The following is a 14,471-nucleotide window of genomic DNA, read 5'->3' as shown; positions in this document are numbered from 1 at the left end:
GGGCAATCGGGCTACGGACATATTTGGCATGACGCATACCGGGCATGGTCATATCGTCGGTATAACGCGCCCGGCCGGTGACTTTGGCTTGCGCATCGACGCGTTCAAGCGACGCTCCTACAGGCATCTTGGTCTCCTTGGTGAGAGATAAAGTCGCGATAGCTAACAGCAGCAACTTGCAGGCCATAATGAGTCGATTAATCAGACGGATGTGGGTTTTGTGAGTTGAATCTGGTTTATGGCGGCGGCGTGATAATTTTTTGTGGTCAAAGAGGGGGGAGGACACACCGATGTAGGCATAGCATAGACGATGTGCAACGATAATTTATCATATTGATAACGATAAGATTATCAGGTTGATACTCGCTAGACCGAAACCGGGCTTCTCTCTAAGAGGGGGGGCACCAGATTGAGTGCAAAAAAATTGCCCTTGCGGAGGTCAGGGCAATTTTCGTTGCGGGATGGCTAAGCTAACTCAATGACAGGGCTACTTTTTCTTGTAGACTTCCGCCGTGCCATGAACTTTGTTATCCGTGTTAGCCGAGGTCAACACATAGATATCCCCACCTTTTTCATCCGCTTTTTTGGCAAGCTCCTCTTTTGCATCAGATTGAGAGGTTTCGCCAGAGGTGGAGATACTACCGACGTTAACATATTGATCTTTTACCTTTTCGAAATCTACTTTTGCCATCAATTCTGCGGCGACTGAACTGAAGGCGAGTGTGCTTGCGAAAAGTGCCAGTATCAGTTTCTTCATTGCTTGTTTCCTTGTGGCTAGTTGAGTGCATGATTTCAAATAAAACCGCATTAATGCGAGGGATTAACAGTGGTTATGATCAGGCTAGAGCAACAGCAATAGGTACTTTTCAAGTGAAAGGCTTCAAATGTAAAGTCCCTGACACCAAGTATAGACGAATAAATGAAGAGGGTTCCAAATCGGGCTTGACGTGAGTACCACGTGAGGGGGAGGTTAAACTCGTCATGATAAGTCTCTGCAGCGGACAACCTCCAACTCGGTTGGCGGCAGGGTTGTGGAGTGCGCAGAACCACTGTCGGCGAAGACAAACCTGTTGCCGAAAATATTATTATTATTTAAATTTAAATGAACAAATAAGAAGTCTACATAATGCCCTCTGTTGGTTTTAATTTTTTTTAAAATTAGAATGCTCTCTTCAAAATTGAGCATTAAACCTGAAATCCAAGTAAATCAACAGGATGTGTTGCGGATAAATCATTTTATATTGATACGGGTTACTTGATTCGCTAATAAATAATGTGTTGCATGTTAAATTGCGCTGAGTTAATAATGATTTCGAACGAGGTTGTTTTATATTATTTAACAAAGGAGCTGTTCATGAGAGATATTGATAATTCTATGCTTGACCAAATTTCTGGCGGTCGCGGTAATAATGGTGGTGATCGGACGGATAACGGAGGCCGTAATAACAACAAGGGAAGAGGTGCGTCCACTAACTATGGCGGGCAGGCCAATGGCTTTGTAGGTAATTCATCACCCGGTATGGATGCCAATTGTGTCGGTAGTCTTGCCTCTGGCGCTTTCGCGGGGGGGCTTGGTGGTGCACGAGGTGGCCTTGGGGGCGCTGCCGCAGGAGCTGCTCTCGGTGCTTTAGGCGGGATGAATGGTTGCGTCAACACGGGAAACGGTGGTGGTGGTGGAACGGGTAGCAATAGCAATTGTGGTGGGAATTCAGGTAACAGCTGTAGCAGGTAATGTGATTCATGGCTAAAAACTAATACCAGCATGTTACCTATCGCATCACCTAAACAGAGGGTTATACAATGATGATTAAATCAACTTTTTTATATAGCATATGGATTTTTGTTCTGATATTTTTCATTATTAACCCTCTGTTTTATTGCGTTGGCATTTTAGCTGTTTCTGTTATCGAACTTCCTTCATGGCTTACTAAGACAATCCTTTTATTCGTCATACCGTTAGGTTGCTACCGTTTGGTCGATCTGGTTTACAACGCGGTGTGTAAGATAGTGGCCAGAATGTCGAAAGAAAAATGATAGCCAGCCTAAGCAAGAAAAAATATTGGCCCCATAACGGTTAATCAGTTTGGGGCCAATCTTGCCGTGGTTTTGATGGTTAAATCGCAGTCATACCGCACCTTGCGTAGTATGCCAGTGCGGTAGTGAGTCGCTCCCGTCATTCACCTCCACCGTCAGCATTAATTCTCCGTGCCGCAGTTGAATACGCAGACCACCGTTATCCTGGCTGACATGCATATCGGTTATTGGCTGTCGATCGTCAAAAGCCCCTACGCCAATAAACTCCGCATGGGGTTGATGGCGGCGCAGATTGACCAAGATGGCAAGCAGACCATGGAACTGGAGCGGCCGGTGCCGTTCCACTATTCATTATTTAACCTGGAAGCCCATCTGTTGCTGAACCGCTATGCCGATCCCGAACGTTGGCCGTATAGCGATTTGCAGGGGATTGTCTGGGATAATGCGCTGCGGCTGTTGCTACAATCGATCCGTGGTTACCCGCAGGATGCTCCACGTTATAAAGCGGTGCTGGAGAATCTCCCGGAAGAAACGCTCGGTTTATGCGAACGGCTGAGGTGGTGCTGTTAGCCGATTTTTAAGTCGGGAGTCGCTGTTTCCCCTCACCCCAACCCTCTCCCACAGGGAGAGGGAGCTGTCCGGAGTGCGTGTTTGGCCCGTGCTGCTTCGGAAATAAGCAGTTCCACTTAAGAAGAACTCATACCTATGTTGTAAGTGTCTACCATGTCCCCGAACAGTGTTCATGATGTTCCCGGTCTGTCGTGCTGCTTCGGAATGTAGGGAGAACAAGACAGGTAAGGTATTACGCAGAGCAATCAACAAGCTCGAGCGGTCCCCTCTCCTTTTGGGAGAGGGTTAGGGTGAGGGGCCATCACAAGGCCGAACAGGCTTCTGCAACCAGCCCCAAACCCACCTACAGCTTCACAATCTGCACCAGATTGGTGTGTTGCGGGTTGCCCTTGGCCAGCGGGGAAGGACGATGGTGGGTCAGAATATTCACGCTGCCGCCATGATCGACCTTATCGCCAAACATATCCGCCGCCAGCCATGCACCTTGGCCCATCGCGGTGACGCCAGGCATGATTCGCGGGGTAACCTTCGCCTGGATCTGCGTTTCGCCCCGGCCATTAAAGACCTTCACCCGATCGCCGTTCTTGATACCGCGCGCCTGCGCATCCAGCGTGTTGATCCACACCTCCTGCGGGCAAGCCTGCTGCAACACGTCGATATTACCGTAGCTGGAGTGGGTCCTGGCCTTGTAGTGGTAACCAAACAGTTGCAGCGGATATTGGCTGCTCAGCGGATCTTCCCAACCTTCGAACCCGGCGGCATAGACCGGTAATGGATGGATCACATCTTCTGGCGCCAACTCCCAAGTGGCAGCGATCTCCGCCAGCCGTTCGGAATAAATTTCAATCTTACCCGATGGCGTTTTCAGCGGGTTGGCCTGCGGATCCTCTCTGAACTCCTTGAAGGCCACCACGTGCTCTTCCGGGCATTTGCGCTTATAAATGCCGGCGCTTTTCATCTCTTGATAGCTTGGCATTTCCGGGTTGCGTTCGCGGGTTTTCTCACACAGGTATTCGATCCACTGCTGCTGGTTGCGTCCCTCGGTGAAGGTTGCTTCAGCCTGTGGCCCAACCCGCTTGGCGACCTCGGAAAGGATCTCGTAAATCGGGCGGCGTTCAAACTTGCGCGTGGTGGCGGGCTGGCCCAGGATCACATAGCCCATATTGCCCGCGGACTCATGAGAGATCAGGTCTTCTTGCTCGGTAGGCATCAGGTCGGGCAGCAGAATGTCGCAGTATTTGGCCGACGAGGTCATAAAGTGCTCGATGCCGACGATCATTTCACACTTGGTGTCATCTTGCAGGATCTGGTGGGTGCGGCTGATATCGCCATGCTGGTTGATCAACGTATTACTGGCGTAGCACCAGATAAACTTGATCGGCACGTCCAGCTTGTCTTTGCCACGGATGCCGTCACGCTTGGCGGTCATTTCCGGGCCGCGCATGATGGCGTCGGTCCAGGTAAACACCGATATCTTGGTCTGCACCGGGTTGGTCAGCATGTCGAACCATTCCACGCCCAGATCGAAGCTACCTTCGCGGCAGCCGGTGTTACCACCGTTGATGCCGACGTTACCGGTCAGGATCGGTAACATGGCAATGGCCCTGGCGGTTTGTTCGCCGTTGGCGTGACGCTGTGGCCCCCAGCCTTGGCAGATATAGGCCGGTTTGGCCGTCCCGATTTCGCGGGCCAGTTGGATAATGGTGCTGGCCGGTATCCCAGTGATGCGCGCCGCCCATGCTGGCGTTTTGGCGATGCCATCATCACCCTGGCCGAGGATATAGGCTTTGTAATGGCCATTTTTTGGTGCGCTGCTGGGCAGGGTGGTTTCATCATAGCCCACGCAGTATTTATCCAGGAACGGTTGGTCCACCAGGTTTTCGCTGATCAACACGTGGGCGATGCCTGCAACCAACGCCGCATCGGTGCCTGGGCGGATCGGCACCCATTGATCTTCACGGCCACCCGCGGTATCGGTATAGCGTGGATCGATGACAATCATCTTGGCGTTAGAGATTGCTCTGGCTTGCTCCAGATAGTAGGTCACGCTGCCACCGCTCATGCGGGTTTCCGCCGGATTATTGCCAAATAGCACCACCAGCTTGCTGTTGGCGATATCGTCCGGGCTGTTGCCCTGCTGTGCGCCGTACAGATAGGGCATGGCGGCGGTGATCTGCGCGGTGCTGTAGCTGCCATAGCGGCTGAGGAAGCCGCCGCAGGAGTTCATCAGGCGATAAGGCACGTTGGAGTTGGTGATATTGCCGCCGTCGACCCCGGTACCGTACAGCACGTGCACCGCTTCATTACCGTATTGCGCCAGGGTGTGTTTCAACTGGCCGCTGATGGTATCCAGCGCTTCTTCCCAACTGATGCGTTTGAATTTGCCTTCGCCGCGTTTGCCGACGCGTTTCATCGGGTACTTCAGGCGGTCTGGGTGGTTCATGCGGCGGCGGATTGAGCGCCCGCGCAGGCAGGCCCGTAGCTGGTGGTTGCCATAGTGATCGCTGCCGGTGTTGTCGGTTTCCACCCAGTACACTTCGTCATCCCGCACGTGCAGACGCAGCGCACAGCGGCTACCGCAGTTTACGGTGCAAGAACTCCAGACCACCTTGTCTTCCGGCGGCTGGGTATTTGGCAACGGCTCGGCGGCGGTTTTACGGAAGGGCAACACCAGCCCTGAGGTAGCGGCCAGTAAACAGCCGGTAGCCGAGCCGGTTTTGATTAGCTTGCGACGGCTGAGTGGGTGATGAAGCAGGTCCGGGTTGTGGTTATCATTCATGATAGTGCTCCCTGTGCTGGCCTATTTCGGTGCCGATAACGCCTGATGTCTAGTTTGCTATTAACCCATGATGTCTCTTGGCAAGACGTTTTAAGCCAGGCAACCGTGGTGTGATATATTAAAAGTGCTAACCTGTAGCGAATAAAGCAGTCTGCATTAATGAATTTGCATTGGTAATCTTAGCCATGCAAATTCATCTCTCAGTCTGATAATTAGAGTACCTCTTAATAAGTATACTCGTGTGCGGGGCAGATGAAGTTTGCTTGAGGTCAAGTTTTAGCTTTTCGTAAGCGAATAAAGCGGGCTGGTTGCTTTTTTTTCACAGCGGCAAGCGTTGTGTTGAGGTTAGTGTCTCAATCTATAGCCTATTTGGTTGGCAGGATTAAGGGATGTTGGTGAGATAAAGCCAGCGTCGATACAATATTATTATGGCCTCGTGCAACATAAGCCCCCATCACGCGCGTGTCAGAGGGATTAGCAAAGTCATGCATTGGTTAATCCCCGAGGTATTGCACCCCGCCAGCCGTCACAGTGGTAGGAGAAACCCGGTAAAAGATCGACCTCCTGCAACACCATTACCAAGCACGGCCCTGCTGATGACTCTGCAATAAAATTACAAACTAAAACGGCATATTACGTGTTTTCCTGCCCCGGCCTTTCCTATACTCATCACGCTTGATTGTGTCGTAAAGCTTATGCTGAAGCAGGGGGGGATATTAATTGTTACAAAACTATGCAGGAGAATACATTATTATTCTTGTTGTTTGGCTGGTGGCTTATTTAACGGGGTTAGGATTTTTATTTAAAAGATAATGAGATTTATTGTTATTTAAATACGTGCGCGAATAAATCTAGTCAGAAAAATATGCAAGAAAAATATTTTTTGCTGAAGCGATTTTTCTCATGTTACGCAAATATTAACCGTTACCTCAGCAAAGGTTGATAAAGATCAACTCAGGGTAGCCTGAAAATAACAATATATTAACCACCCGCACACCGTGTTTTCGGGCTTGCATGTCGGTCACCAACAGGGGATAGATAATAATGATAAGGGAAAATCAAACATTTTTCCGCGATGGCGTGAATCGCCGCGATTTTATGAAGTTATGTGCGGCACTCGCCGCCACCATGGGGCTCAGCACCAAAGCCGCCGCCGAAATAGCCCACTCGGTAGGTTCGCCACAGCGGCCACCGGTCATCTGGATCGGGGCTCAGGAATGTACCGGCTGTACGGAGTCCTTGTTACGGGCCACTCACCCAACCATCGAGAACCTGTTGCTTGACGTGGTTTCCATGGAATACCACGAAGTCCTCTCTGCTGCGTTCGGTGAACAGGCGGAAGAAAACAAGCACCGTGCGATTGAGCAATACAAAGGGAAATACGTGCTGGTGGTCGACGGCTCCATTCCGATGAAGGATGGCGGCGTCTACTGCATGGTGGCCGGCCAGCCGATCGTTGAGCATATCCGTAATGCGGCAGAGCACGCCGCTGCAATCATCGCCATCGGCTCCTGTGCTGCCTGGGGCGGCGTCGCGGCCAGTGGTACCAATCCTACCGGCGCGGTCAGCCTGCAAGAAATTTTACCCGGCAAAACCGTGATCAACATCCCTGGCTGCCCACCTAACCCACACAACTTCCTGGCCACGGTGGCCCATATCATCACCTACCAACGGCCACCGGCGCTGGATGCGAAAAATCGCCCCGAGTTCGCCTATGCCCGCCTGATCCATGAAAACTGCGAGCGCCGCCCGCATTTTGATGCCGGGCGTTTTGCCAAACAGTTTGGCGATGATGGCCATCGGCAGGGCTGGTGCCTGTATCACCTTGGCTGCAAAGGGCCGGAAACTTATGGCAACTGCTCAACGCTGGAGTTCTGCGACGTGGGCGGTGGGATCTGGCCGGTTGGGATCGGTCACCCCTGCTACGGCTGCAACGAGGAGGGCATCGGCTTTACCAAAGGGATCGCCCAGTTAGCCAGCGTCGAAAATCCTACCCCGCGCAACGCTAAACCCGAGGTGGGCAGCGTAGAAGGTGGGCATGTCAGCCCAACTGCGATGGGATTGCTTGGCGGTGTGGTCGGCCTGGTTGCCGGGGTCAGCCTGATGGCAGTGAAAGAGCTGGGGCGGCAGCAGAAAACGCAGCGTAAAGACGACGAGCAGCCGCCAAGCAAGGAGTAAGCCGTGAATCGACGTAACTTTCTAAAACTGACCTGCGGTGGTGCGATGTTGGCAGGGGTTGCTCCTGCGGCGCAAGCCGGGCCGGAGAACAAGCCGCCCATCCCCAACTCGCTGGGCATGCTGTATGACTCGACCTTGTGCGTGGGTTGCCAGGCCTGCGTCAGCCAATGCCAGCGAATCAACCATACCGATGAGCCGCATGGCGAAACCTATGCCTATGCGGGTACCGAAGCGACCTGGTCAAACAATGACAAGCTTAGCCCCTACACCAACAACATTATTCAGGTGTGGACCAGCGGAAATGGCAAGCACAAAGACCAGGTGGAAAACGGCTACGCCTATATCAAACAGCAGTGCATGCACTGTGTCGATCCCAACTGCGTATCCGTCTGCCCGGTTCAGGCGCTGCACAAAGATGCCAAAACCGGCATCGTGCATTACAACCCCGATGTCTGTACCGGCTGCCGCTACTGCATGGTGGGCTGCCCGTTCAACGTGCCGAAATACGACTACGACAACCCGTTTGGCAAGATCCACAAATGCGAACTCTGTAACCAGAAAGGCGTTGCCCGGCTGGATCAGGGCGGGCTGCCAGGCTGTGTCGAAGTCTGCCCAACCGGGGCGGTGATCTTTGGCACCCGCGAGCAGCTAATGGCCGAAGCCAAGCAGCGTCTGGCCACTAAGCCCGGTGAGAACTACCGTTATCCGCGCCAAACGCTGCAAGGGAACGACCATTACGAACATCTGGTGCCGCATTACCAACCGCACCTGTATGGCGAGCATGAGGGCGGCGGAACGCAGGTGCTGGTGCTGACCGGTGTGCCTTTCGAAAATCTCGGCTTGCCAGCGCTGGAGGAGTTGTCAACCGGTGCGCGTTCCGAGCATATCCAGCACACGCTGTATAAAGGCATGGTGTTGCCGTTTGCCGCTCTGGCCGGGATCACCTTCCTGGTGCAGCGCAACCAGCGTAACGAGCGTCAGGACAAGAAGGAAGATAAACATGACGACGCATAAAACGCAGCCACTCGGCGGGCGGCTGGTGAGTTGGCCGGTGATGCTGCTGGCACCCTTTGTGGTGCTGTGCCTGTTGTTGATCCTCAAACGTCTGGTATTGGGGTTGGGCGATGTTTCCGATCTGAACGGTGGCTATCCCTGGGGGATCTGGATCGCGTTCGATCTGCTGGTAGGCACTGGTTTAGCCTGCGGCGGCTGGGCGTTGGCCTGGGCGGTGTATGTGTTCAACCGGGGTGAATATCACCCGCTGGTACGGCCCGCGCTGTTAGCCAGCCTGTTCGGCTATTCGCTGGGCGGTCTGTCGATCACCATCGACGTGGGTCGTTACTGGAATCTGCCATACTTCTATATTCCTGGCCACTTCAACACCTCGTCGGTGCTGTTTGAAACCGCAGTTTGTATGACGATCTACGTTGGCATCGTGGCGCTGGAGTTTGCCCCGGCGTTGCTGGAAAAACTGGGCTGGAAGGTGTCGCTGAAACGGCTCAACAAGGTGATGTTCCTGGTGATTGCCCTGGGCGCATTGCTGCCAACCATGCACCAGTCTTCCATGGGGTCGCTGATGATTGCGGCGGGGATCAAAATCCACCCGCTGTGGCAAAGCTACGAAATGCTGCCGCTGTTCTCCCTGTTAACGGCGGGCATTCTGGGCTTCTCGATAGTGATTTTTGAAGGCTCGCTGGTGCAGGCCGGGCTGCGGGGGAAAGGGCCAGAGGAAACGCCACTGTTTGCCCGCATGACCTACATCATCGATGGGTTCTTACTGCTGTTTATTGTGCTGCGCTTTGGGGAACTGATCTGGCGCGGCAAAACGGACTATCTGTGGCATCTCGATCGCTTTGCCATCTCGTTCTGGGTGGAAACGCTGTTGATGTTGGTGCCGCTGCTGATGTTCCGCTGGAAGCGCAACCGCCGCAACTCACGCCTGCTGTTTCTCGGCGCGCTAAGCATGGTCTGCGGGGCGTCGTTCTGGCGGCTGAATTACGCGTTGCTGGCCTACGACCCAGGCAATGGCTACCACTATTTCCCGACGGCCAGCGAACTGCTGATCTCCATCGGCTTTGTGGCAATTGAAGTTTGTGCGTACATCCTGTTGATCCGGTTGTTACCGGTGCTGCCTGCGCATCAACACAAGAATGAAAACAACCAGTTAGAGGTAGAGCATGAGCCAACGCATCACCATTGATCCCGTCACCCGTATTGAGGGCCACCTGCGCATCGACTGTGAAATCGAAGACGGCAAGGTGGTTAAAGCCTGGTCCTCCGGCACCATGTGGCGCGGAATGGAAGAGATCCTGCAAGGTAACGATCCGCGTGATGCGTGGATGATTGTCCAGCGGATCTGCGGCGTGTGTACCACCATTCACGCGTTGGCCTCCGTGCGTACGGTAGAAAATGCGCTGGGGATGGAGATACCGGTCAATGCCCAGTACATCCGCAATATCATTGCCGCCGCCCACAGCATTCACGACCATATCGTGCATTTCTACCAGCTCTCGGCGCTGGACTGGGTGGACGTCACCTCCGCGCTGAAGGCCGATCCGCAGAAGGCTGCCGATTTGCTCAGTGGTCTGTCTAGCTGGCCGTTGAACAGCGCTGCCGAGTTCACCCGGGTGCAGCAGAAGATTAAAGATCTGGTCGCCAGCGGCCAACTGGGCATCTTCGCCAACGGCTACTGGGGGCACCCGGCAATGGCGTTACCGCCGGAGATTAACCTGATCGCCGTTGCCCACTATCTGCAGGCGCTGGAATGTCAGCGTGATGCCAACCGTGTGGTGGCGATACTGGGCGGTAAAACGCCGCATATCCAGAACCTGGCGGTAGGCGGGGTGGCTAACCCAATCAACCTCGATGCGCCTAGCGTGTTGAACCTTGAACGCCTGATGTACCTGAAAACCTTTATCGATCGCCTGGGCGACTTTATCGAGCAGGTTTATCTGGTGGACAGCGCGGTGATTGCGGCGCATTACCCTGAGTGGCTAACCATCGGCAAAGGCTCGGACTGCTATCTCTGCGTGCCGGAGCTGCCGATCGATCGTAAAGGCGACCAGTTCCTGATGCCTGGGGGTTATCTGGAGAACGGCAAGTTCCGTCCGATCGCCAACCAGCGCGATGAGTATCTGATCAAGGGCATTCAGGAGAGCGGTAAACACGCCTGGTATCAGGACGATGAACCGCTGGCACCTTGGGAAGGACTGACGCGGCCTAAATACACCGGCTGGCAGGAAGATGGCAAATACTCCTGGGTAAAAGCGCCAACCTTCTACGGCAAAGCGGTAGAGATGGGGCCGTTGGCCTGGCTGATGTGCACCTTGCAAGCCGAGCATCCACCCACCCAGAAATATTTTGCCAAGGTTAACAGCAACTACCAGGCCCTGACCGGCAAAGCGCTGACTGCCGATCAACTGCCGTCGACCCTGGGCCGTATTGTCGGGCGTACGGTGCATGCCTGTGTGCTGCATGAAACCTTGGGCCAGCAGTGGCAGGCGTTGGTGAGCAATATTGGCAGCGGAGATCATGAAACCTTTATCCCACCGAATATTCCGTTGACCGGTGAGATCCGGGGCGTGGGCTTTATCGAAGCCCCGCGCGGCGCGTTGTCGCACTGGGTGGTGATCAAGGACGGCAAAATCGCCAACTATCAGGCGGTGGTGCCATCAACCTGGAACGCCGGGCCACGCAACTTTAACGATGAGCCCGGTCCTTACGAGCGTTCACTGGTTGGCACGCCGGTGGCCGATCCGAGCAAACCGCTAGAGGTGGTGCGAACTATCCACTCGTTCGACCCGTGCATGTCCTGTGCGGTGCATATTGTCGACACCACTGGCAATGAAGTGACCAGGGTCAAGGTGCTGTAATGCGAATTTTGGTATTAGGCATAGGTAATCTGTTATTGGGCGATGAGGCGGTGGGCGTGCGCATCGTTGAAGCCCTTGAGCAGCGCTATCGCTTACCGCCCCATGTCGAGGTGCTGGACGGTGGCACCTCAGGGATGGAACTGATGGAAATGATGGCCGATCGCGATCATCTGATTGTGGCGGACGCGGTGTTGACCGGTGCTGCACCGGGCAGCGTCGCCGTGCTGTATGACGAAGAGATCCCGGCGCTGTTTACCCGTAAGGTTTCGCCCCATCAACTGGGGCTTTCCGATGTGCTGATGGCGCTGCGGCTGACGGATGAGTTTCCCCGGCGGCTCACCCTGGTGGGCGTGGTGCCAGAGTCGCTGGAACCCGGAATTGGCCTGAGCACGGTGGTCAGCCAGGCGATTGAGCCAGCGTTGGCCCAGGTGTTGCTGGCGCTGCAAGAGAGCGGTGTGGTGGCGGAGCCAAAAGAGGTGGCTAATGCAGACTGTGACTAACGGTTTTCAGCTCAACCCCAGCGTGTTGCTGGAAACCGCCTTTCAGGCGATCGCCGACGGTGAGATGCAGGATTTGCCGTTTTTCCAACCGCAAATCCCGGTGCGTGCCTGTGGCTTTCAGCTGTTTGAACAGCAGTGGGTCGGCACCATCCTCACGCCGTGGATGCTCAGCCTGCTGGTGTTACCCGGCCCTGAGCAGGTTTGGCAACCTTATGCGATAGGGGACAAGTTAGCGTTGAACCTGCCTTGCGGCAGCGTACGGTTTATCGTCGGTGAGATTGCGGGCTGCGGGCAATACCTGGCCTGTTCACTGATGTCTCCGTTGGATCGCCATCTGGGGGCCGAGCAGGCGCTGGCATTGGCACAACAGAGTGCGCGAATGGCGCTTTCGCTACCGGTGGCGGATGGCAACATCCCCAGTAATCCGGGGCGCAGGGCGCTGTTTCGTTTACCACAGAGAACGGCGTAGATGCATGAAATCAGCCTGTGCCTGAGCACGATGGAATTGATTGAACAGCAGGCTCGACAGCACGGTGCCAAACGGGTGACGGCGGTGTGGCTGGAGATCGGGGCGCTCTCTTGTATCGAAGAGCACGCGCTGCGTTTCAGCTTCTCCTCGGCATCCCGTAATACGCTGGCAGAGGGGTGCCAGCTGTTGCTGGACTACCAACCGGCCCGCGCCTGGTGCTGGAGTTGCAGCATGAGCGTGATAATTGAAAAACATGATGAAGGTTGCCCACGGTGCGGCGGCCACCAACTGCGGGTCGAGAGTGGCGACAGCCTGCGGTTAAAGCAGTTGGAAGTGGAATAATTTTGAGGAGTGAATAACGATGTGTACGACTTGCGGTTGCGCCAGTGGCGAAAAAACTATCGAGGGTGATGAACATCATCACCACGACGACCACCATCATCACGACCATCATGATGCTCCCCACCAACATCATCCCGACCACCACCACGGCGGACATCAGGCACCGGCAGGCGTGGTGATCCATCACCATCATCACTATTACCATCAAGGCGATGTGCATCATCATTACGCGGGAGTCGCTACGGCGGAACGTTTTACGCCAGAGGTGCAAGCGCATTCGCAAGACCTGCACTATGGGCACGGCGAGGCGGGGAGCCATGCACCGGGTATCGGGCAGCGCCGTCTGGTGCAGATTGAACAAGACGTGCTGAGCAAGAACAACCATCTGGCGGCCCACAACCGCGAACACTTTTCCGCGCAGCATATTCTGGTGCTGAATCTGGTCTCCAGCCCCGGCTCGGGCAAAACCACTTTGCTGACGGCCACGCTGCAACGATTGGCGGGCAAATTGCCCTGCGCAGTGATTGAGGGCGATCAGCAAACCAGTAACGATGCCGAGCGTATTCGCGCCACCGGCGTACCGGCCATTCAGGTTAATACCGGTAAAGGCTGCCATCTGGACGCGCAAATGGTACACGATGCGGCACACCGCCTGGATTTGCAGGATCACAGCCTGCTGTTTATCGAGAATGTCGGCAACCTGGTTTGCCCGGCGAGCTTCGATCTGGGCGAACGGCATAAGGTCGCGGTGCTGTCGGTGACGGAAGGGGAAGACAAGCCGCTGAAATACCCCCATATGTTTGCCGCCGCCACGCTAATGATCATCAACAAGATCGATCTGCTGCCCTACGTGAACTTCTCGGTGGAAAACTGCATCGCCTTTGCCCGCCAGGTTAACCCGTCAATCGAGGTGATCGCACTGTCAGCCACCAGCGGCGAGGGGATGGATCTCTGGCTGAACTGGCTGGGGGAACAATAATGTGCCTCGGTGTACCCGGTAAGGTGACCGCAGTGGGGGAGGATATCCACCAACTGGCCTGGGCCGACGTGTGTGGCGTGGCGGTCAGGATCAATATTGCGCTGGTCTGTGAAGGTTCACCGCAGGAACTGATCGGCCAGTGGGTGCTGGTGCACGTCGGCTTTGCCATGAGCCTGCTCGATGAACAGGAAGCGCTGGAAACGCTGGCAGCATTGCAGCATATGCGCGCCGTCGGGCTGGCAAGGGATGACGAGGATGCCGATGCGCTACGTTGATGAATTCCGCGATCCGGCGCTGTGCCAGACGCTGTTACGGCGCATCGAAACGCTGATGTTAGCCATTCCCCAGTCGCAGCGCTTGCCGCTACAGGTGATGGAGGTCTGCGGTGGCCACACCCACGCGATTTTCAAGTTTGGTCTTGACCAACTGCTGCCGGACAGCCTGGAATTTGTCCACGGCCCCGGTTGCCCGGTTTGCGTGTTGCCGATGGGGCGCATTGATAGCTGCCTGGAGATTGCGGCACACCCGGAGGTAATTTTCTGCACCTATGGGGATGCGATGCGCGTGCCTGGGCGCAATGGCTCGTTGCTGGATGCCCGCCGTCGTGGCGCGGATGTCCGGGTGGTGTATTCGCCGCTGGATGCCCTGCAACTGGCTGCCGATAACCCGCAGCGAGAAGTGGTGTTCTTCGGTCTGGGTTTTGAAACCACCATGCCCGCCAGCGCCTTGACGCTGCAACAGGCTCGCC

General features: G+C 55.0%; 14 protein-coding genes and 1 pseudogene. 12 read left to right on the top strand and 3 right to left on the bottom strand.

Translation table 11 applies throughout. The features are described 5' to 3' along the window. The coding region (locus ACLQ7H_RS28265) for a hypothetical protein (protein ID WP_411755538.1) at positions 1-127 on the bottom strand (127 nt) is incomplete at its 3' end. A gap of 360 nt (positions 128-487) precedes the next feature. After that, complete coding sequence (gene yahO, locus ACLQ7H_RS28260; RefSeq protein WP_411755537.1) at positions 488-757, bottom strand: DUF1471 family periplasmic protein YahO; 270 nt, start codon at positions 755-757, stop codon at positions 488-490. 549 nt (positions 758-1,306) lie between these two features. Here yahO and ACLQ7H_RS28255 point away from each other — a divergent pair. Further along, positions 1,307-1,732 (top strand): hypothetical protein, encoded by a 426-nt coding sequence (locus ACLQ7H_RS28255; protein ID WP_411755536.1) that lies wholly within the window; start codon positions 1,307-1,309, stop codon positions 1,730-1,732. 566 nt (positions 1,733-2,298) lie between these two features. After that, positions 2,299-2,604 (top strand): annotated as a pseudogene (locus tag ACLQ7H_RS28250) (alginate lyase family protein); the annotation flags it as partial. 343 nt (positions 2,605-2,947) lie between these two features. Here the strand turns inward: ACLQ7H_RS28250 and ynfF are convergent. Continuing rightward, positions 2,948-5,383, bottom strand: coding sequence for a selenate/tellurate reductase subunit YnfF (ynfF, locus tag ACLQ7H_RS28245; RefSeq protein ID WP_411755535.1), 2,436 nt, complete (start codon positions 5,381-5,383; stop codon positions 2,948-2,950). Between the two features lie 1,044 nt (positions 5,384-6,427). On the opposite strand from ynfF, the gene hybO reads away from it, so the two are divergent. The 10 genes from hybO to hypD form a co-directional block, all read left to right on the top strand. After that, complete coding sequence (gene hybO / locus ACLQ7H_RS28240) at positions 6,428-7,561, top strand: hydrogenase 2 small subunit (protein WP_411755534.1); 1,134 nt, start codon at positions 6,428-6,430, stop codon at positions 7,559-7,561. Between the two features lie 3 nt (positions 7,562-7,564). Then, positions 7,565-8,575: a hydrogenase 2 operon protein HybA gene (gene hybA, locus ACLQ7H_RS28235; protein ID WP_411755533.1), complete on the top strand. Its 1,011-nt coding sequence runs from the start codon at positions 7,565-7,567 to the stop codon at positions 8,573-8,575. Beyond that, on the top strand, positions 8,562-9,761 hold the full coding sequence (gene hybB, locus ACLQ7H_RS28230; protein WP_411755532.1) for a Ni/Fe-hydrogenase cytochrome b subunit: 1,200 nt from the start codon (positions 8,562-8,564) through the stop codon (positions 9,759-9,761). Before hybA ends, hybB begins: the two co-directional genes overlap by 14 nt. Further along, entirely contained in the window at positions 9,739-11,433 is a 1,695-nt protein-coding gene (gene hybC / locus ACLQ7H_RS28225; protein WP_411755531.1) for a hydrogenase 2 large subunit, read from the top strand. The genes hybB and hybC overlap by 23 nt, the downstream gene beginning before the upstream one ends. Then, positions 11,433-11,933: a HyaD/HybD family hydrogenase maturation endopeptidase gene (locus tag ACLQ7H_RS28220; protein WP_411755530.1), complete on the top strand. Its 501-nt coding sequence runs from the start codon at positions 11,433-11,435 to the stop codon at positions 11,931-11,933. Before hybC ends, ACLQ7H_RS28220 begins: the two co-directional genes overlap by 1 nt. Further along, the gene (gene hybE, locus ACLQ7H_RS28215; RefSeq protein WP_411755529.1) at positions 11,917-12,402 is read left to right on the top strand and encodes a hydrogenase-2 assembly chaperone; all 486 of its coding nucleotides are present in this window, start codon (positions 11,917-11,919) and stop codon (positions 12,400-12,402) included. Before ACLQ7H_RS28220 ends, hybE begins: the two co-directional genes overlap by 17 nt. After that, positions 12,403-12,744, top strand: a complete 342-nt coding sequence (hypA, locus tag ACLQ7H_RS28210) for a hydrogenase maturation nickel metallochaperone HypA (RefSeq protein ID WP_411755528.1) — start codon at positions 12,403-12,405, stop codon at positions 12,742-12,744. It begins immediately after the preceding gene. Positions 12,745-12,763: 19 nt separating this feature from the next. Further along, positions 12,764-13,723, top strand: coding sequence for a hydrogenase nickel incorporation protein HypB (gene hypB / locus ACLQ7H_RS28205; RefSeq protein WP_411755527.1), 960 nt, complete (start codon positions 12,764-12,766; stop codon positions 13,721-13,723). Continuing rightward, the gene (gene hybG, locus ACLQ7H_RS28200; RefSeq protein WP_411755526.1) at positions 13,723-13,998 is read left to right on the top strand and encodes a hydrogenase maturation factor HybG; all 276 of its coding nucleotides are present in this window, start codon (positions 13,723-13,725) and stop codon (positions 13,996-13,998) included. Before hypB ends, hybG begins: the two co-directional genes overlap by 1 nt. Then, a partial coding sequence (hypD, locus tag ACLQ7H_RS28195; protein WP_411755525.1) for a hydrogenase formation protein HypD occupies positions 13,985-14,471 on the top strand: 487 nt, incomplete at its 3' end. The genes hybG and hypD, both read left to right, overlap by 14 nt.

The organism is Serratia sp. (in: enterobacteria), assembly GCF_046715635.1.
GTDB lineage: Bacteria > Pseudomonadota > Gammaproteobacteria > Enterobacterales > Enterobacteriaceae > Chania.
This window is presented reverse-complemented; position numbering and strand designations above follow the sequence as displayed.